Annotated in this window: 1 protein-coding gene; it reads right to left on the minus strand. The window is 38.9% G+C overall.

All coding sequences use genetic code 11. The features are described 5' to 3' along the window. Nucleotides 1-750: 750 nt before the first annotated feature. A complete protein-coding gene (locus tag F6K40_RS39005) occupies nucleotides 751-4,395 on the minus strand; it encodes a trifunctional serine/threonine-protein kinase/ATP-binding protein/sensor histidine kinase (RefSeq protein WP_293145309.1) in 3,645 nt (1,214 codons plus the stop codon). Nucleotides 4,396-4,425: the final 30 nt, after the last annotated feature.

The raw sequence follows: 4,425 nt of genomic DNA on the forward strand, positions 1-4,425 counted from the left end.
AGTTTAGTCCGTACAGGACTCAAAAAATGTAGGGTTGTAAATATTCTAGCTCAGACAATGAATGAACAATGCCTACTCCCCCACTCCCCTACTCCCTCTTTTCTAGAGATATCAAATGGGTTCTATACTTTGGTGGCAGGAGGCATAAGGAAAAGAAAGGTTTAAAGGGAAACGGACGTTCGCATTTTTGTTATGCAACGTCCCTACCTCCTAACTCATTACTCCTACCTCCTACCTCCTAACTCATTACTCCTACCTCCTACCTCCTAACTCATTACTCCTACCTCCTACCTCCTAACTCATTACTCCTACCTCCTACCTCCTAACTCATTACTCCTACCTCATTACTCCTAACTCATTACTCCTAACTCATTACTCCTACCTCCTACCTCCTAACTCATTACTCCTAACTCATTACTCCTAACTCATTACTCATTACTCATTACTCCTAACTCATTACTCCTAACTCATTACTCCTAACTCATTACTCCTAACTCATTACTCCTAACTCATTACTCCTCACTCATTACTCCTAACTCATTACTCCTAACTCATTACTCCTAACTCATTACTCCTAACTCATTACTCCTAACTCATTACTCCTAACTCATTACTCATTACTCATTACTCATTACTCATTACTCATTACTCCTCACTCATTACTCCTGTAGGGGCGATTCGCGTTTACGGAGCATTCCGCAGGAAATCGCCCCTACAACTCCTTACTCCTACAGCAGTTTTGTGGTCTGCTCAACTCAAAAGCGCTGAATTACTCCTCCCTGTTCCCTGTTCCCTGTTCCCTGTTCCCTCTTTTCTGGAGATGTCTATTGGAATATCTATAATAAACTTAGTACCTTTTTCCACTTGAGAAATACACTGCAATTTGCCTCCATGTTGTTTGGTAACTATTTGGTAACTAATAGACAACCCCAGTCCAGTACCTTGACCAACTGGTTTAGTAGTGAAAAAGGGGTCAAAAATACGTTGCTGAACAGTCTCACTCATTCCTGGCCCATTGTCAGCAATGGAAATCCTGATACTCTCCTGGTTCTGCATTTGACTGGCGATAGTAATTGTCGGACAATCCCGGCGGGCCTTAGAAGCATTTAAAGCATCAATGGCGTTAGTGAGAATATATAGAAACACTTGATTGAGTTGACTGGCGTAGCAATTTACAGAAGGTAATTGACCATAGTTTTTAACTATAGCAATATCAGGACTAGAGCTATTACCTCTAAGGCGATGTTGCAAAATCATTAAGGTATTTTCTAATCCTTCATGGATATCTACCCGCTTTCTTTGGGATTCGTCAAGACGAGAGAAATTGCGTAAACCCAGAATAATTTGGCGAATGCGATCGCTTCCTGTTTCCATGGATAAAAATAGTTTGTCTAAATCCTTACAGATAAATTCTAGGTCGATTTCTTGGGATTTCTCTTGTATAGCAGCACTGGACGCGGAGGAGTTATCTTGGTAAAAGTTCAGCAGTTCTAGCAACTCCTGGAAATATCCGCGAGCGTAAATAATATTACCGGAAATAAATGTAATGGGATTATTAATTTCATGGGCAATTCCGGCTACTATTTTACCTAAAGAAGACATTTTTTCGGTTTGAATAAGTTGAGCTTGAGTCTGCTGCAATTGTTGCAAGGTTTGTTGCAAGTGTTGGTTGTTCTCTTGGAGTTCTTGGGTTCTCTGTTGAACTTGAACTTGTAGGTTACGACTATAACCTTCTAGATTTTGGTAAAGTCTAGCGTTTTCAATAGAGATTGCTGCTTGGGCGGTAAGCAGGTTGAGAACTTCGACGCGCTCTGAAGTAAAGGTTTCTGTGGTGAGATGGTTTTCTAGGTAGAGAATACCAATAAGTTTTCCTTGATTGAGAATGGGAGTGCAGAGCAGACTTTTAGGTGGTTGTTTGATCAAGTAAGGATCGCCAGTGAAGGTATTGTCTTGTTCAAGGTTGTTAAGTAGGACAGTCTTTTGGGTCCGTTTGACAATGTTGATAATGTTACTGGGTATGGTTTTGCTTTGAGCTAAGGGAATAGTAGATAGGTGACAACTGTTATTGTTATTGCATTGAGCAACGATTTCCCAATTCTCAGAGTTATTTAACAATAAAACTGCTTTGTTAGCTCCGGCATTTTCGATGAGGATTTGCATCAATTTAGAGAGCAACGCATCAAGTTCTATTTCTTCGGAGATCGTTCTGGAGGCTTTGATGACAGATGCTTGATCTAGGAAAGGATTTGTTGTAGTTAGTGTATTTGAGGGTTGAGTAAAGGTGAAACTGTTATAGGAGTTATCATGTTCTCTTTTTTCCAAGATGGGAGTGAGGAGTTGAGGATATTTTTTTTCTAGGTGGTCAGTTTTGGCTTTTGCTCCCCATTGAGCGTAGCAATAGTAAGCATCAATCATATAGTCAGCAGCAACTCTGTTTCTGCCACAGTCTAGGTAAAATCTAGCTGCGAGTTCGTTAGCTAGCGCTTCTTCTTGGATATATTCATTTTCTACAGCTCCTGCAATGGCGCGATCGTACAATTCCATTGCTTCTAAATTTTGTCCCTTAACTCGGGAAATTTCTGCTGCAACTAAATCCACCTTATGTTGGTGATTCATCGGAGCATATTTTGCCCAATATTCTTGCAGTTGTGCTTGGTTTTGTTCGACTTTTTGGAAGATTTCTGATTTGTCTGATGATGGTAAATTGAAAACTTCTAAAGCGGTTAAAGAGTCATAGAAATAAAATACAGGTTCACCAACAGAACCACTACCAACCTTGAAATATGGTTTGATTTTGACAACATAATTTTGAGCTGCTTCAATTTCACCAAACAGGTAGCAAAGCATTAGCTTAGACAAATAGAAGAAATACAGACCATATAAGTCATTTGCTTCGAGTAGCTGTGGCACAAACTCTACTTCTTGAAGTGCTTCTCCAGACAATCTACTAGGATGCTCTGTAACATTAAGCAAATTCAAAGTAGATTGCCAATAAATTCGACAGTAATTTGCCGATGTCAGTTGATTGAATCCCGCTAGAGCATTGCAGTAGCTGGAAGTTTCCTGTTTTAAGGTGGGAAGATGCTGATTGCTCCAAAAAGAATTAATACAAAAAATGTGAGCATTATATCCAGCAAACTCTAAATTTCCGATTTCTAGAGCGGTTTGATAACCTTCTTGTAGGATTCCTCGCGTTTCTTTAATATGGGATTTCCGGTGCAAAATCATTGATCCTAGGGCAGTTGCTACATCTGGAAGAACGGCTTTAGCATTCATTTTTGATACAACTTGAAGTGCTAACTGACCAAATTTTACCCCTGTCTCAACATTTTGCCACATCGTGCAAGCTATAACACCATAACACGAATAACTATAAGCTGAAACTGGCGTATTTCCGTATTGAATAGATAGTTTAATAGAGGTGCATACCAGTAAGGGAAACAAAGAAGGATTAGAAAAGAAGACAGTTGGTAGAATACTGTTAAGAATCTGTACAATGGCGATTTGTTTGGGATCGCTCATCTGAGGCAAATCGACCAAATCTTCAATGTTTCGGTTTTGAATCTGTTTGTCAATGTCGGCAATAACCTCTTCAATATACTTTTGTGTAGGTGCATCGGGAAATGATATTTTCAACTTTTGTAAGAATTGTTGAGCAATGGCAACAGTTTCAGTTAGTTTATTCTGGGAAGCACTTGATTGAATTTTGATTTTGTAAACATTGACTTGCTCTAACAAAGAATGTGCCTGTGCAATAACTTTTTGAATATAGTGTTCCATTGTCTTAAACTCACCACAGAGAAAAGCTAACTCAGCAGCTAAGTCATGGAATGCTAAACTCATTTCATATTGTCTTTGCCAAGGATTTTCTCCCAGTAAAGATAGACCGATATTGGCATATTCACTAGCTGCTTGATAAGCAGTGGCACTTTTAGCTTTCTGACAAGCAATCAGATTTAATTGAGCTAATTCATCTTTGTCTTTTTGTTCCCCTATTAATCTGATGCCATAATTTAACTGATTCACTATTTCAAAAATATTTTCTTCTCGTTCTGCTGCTGGTATATTTTTTAATAATAGTTTTCCTATTTGAAAGTGAGTTTGCTGTTTTTGATTTTCAGGAATTAGAGAATAAGCAGCTTGTTGAACCCGGTCATGTAAGAAACGATAACTAACAGTTATAGCATAAGTTTCAGGTTCTTTGATTATACTACTACCCTGGAAAAACTTATAGGTCTCACTAATAGGAAGAAGCAACCCTTCTTGCAATGCTCCCCAAATATCTGCTGCTACATCTTCTTCTGGTTTCTGACACACCACTGCTAATGTCTGTAACTCAAATCTATTTCCTATACAAGCTGCTAACTTTAATGCCTCTTGTGTTTCTACTGCCAATTTTTGCAACCTCCCGGCCACAAATTCCAC

The sequence above is a fragment of the Okeania sp. SIO3I5 genome (assembly GCF_010672085.1).
In the GTDB taxonomy this organism is placed as follows: domain Bacteria; phylum Cyanobacteriota; class Cyanobacteriia; order Cyanobacteriales; family Microcoleaceae; genus Trichodesmium.